Genomic DNA, 1206 nt, shown 5'->3' with positions numbered 1-1206 from the left:
ATCTGGGGCTGGTGGTTCTTTGACTGGGCCAGCCAGCCCTATCACACCCTTCTGGTCACCTTTGTCTTTGGCCCCTACTTCGCTGGCGTCGCCGCCGGGTATTTCACCACTGAAGGGCTGGATGCGCAGGCGGCTGCGGCGCGCGCGCAGACCGTTTGGGCGAACTGTCTGACGATCACCGGGTTGATCATCGCTTTTGGCGCGCCGCTTCTGGGGGCGATGGCGGATGTCTCGGGGCGGCGCATCCCGTGGATATTTGCCTTTTCGGTCATGTATGCGGTCGGGTCTGCGGCGCTGTGGTACACGATGCCCGATGGCTCGAACATGTGGCTGATGCTGTCGGCTTTCGGTTTCGGCTTCGTAGGTGCGGAATATGCGCTGATCTTCATAAACTCGCAGCTACCCGAACTGGGCGATGACAGCGAAGTGGGCGAGATATCGGGCTCGGGCTTTGCCTTTGGTTATTTTGGCGGGCTGATTTCGCTGGCGATCATGCTGGCGCTGTTTGTGGAACAGCCAAACGGCAAAACCCTGATCGGGATGGTGCCCGCCTTTGGTCTGGATGCCGCCACCCGCGAAGGCACGCGTTTTGTCGGCCCCTTTACGGCAATCTGGTTCATTCTGTTCATGGTGCCGTATTTCCTGTGGGTCCGCGACGATGCGGTGCCTGACAGGAAAGGAAGCGTGGGTGAGGCGCTGCGCTTGCTGTCGAAATCAGTGTCTAACTTGCGCTATCGCGTCAGTCTGGCCAGTTACCTCGGCTCGTCCATGTTCTATCGCGACGCACTGAACGGGCTTTACAGTTTTGGTGGTGTCTACGCGCGGCTGGTGTTGGAATGGGATCTGATCAAGATCGGAGTATTCGGGATCGTCAGCGTTCTCGCCTCGGCCGTTTTTGCGTGGATCGGGGGGAAGGCAGACAAGAAATACGGCCCGAAACCGGTGATATTGGTGGCGATCTGGGTATTGATTTTTGTCTGCGTCACAGTGGTGTCGATGGACCGGACGCAGATCTACGGCATCGGCCTGCCTGACGGATCCAACCTGCCTGACCTGGTCTTCTTTGGCTGTGGTGTACTGATCGGTGGCATGGGAGGCATTCTGCAATCGGCCAGCCGTTCGATGATGGTGCGCCACACCGACCCTGAAACCCCGGTCGAAAGCTTTGGTCTTTACGGTCTGTCGGGGCGCGCGACCGCTTTTGCG

Annotated in this window: 1 protein-coding gene; it reads left to right on the top strand. The window is 59.0% G+C overall.

The window, feature by feature from the left end:
- Nucleotides 1-1206 (top strand): MFS transporter (locus AC2FNN_RS21675; RefSeq protein ID WP_496760598.1); only part of this gene is annotated, 1206 nt, incomplete at both ends.

The sequence above is a fragment of the Ruegeria sp. BHSA118 genome (genome assembly GCF_059613405.1).
Note: the sequence above shows the minus strand (reverse complement) of the source record. Positions and strands in the feature narration are given on the sequence as shown.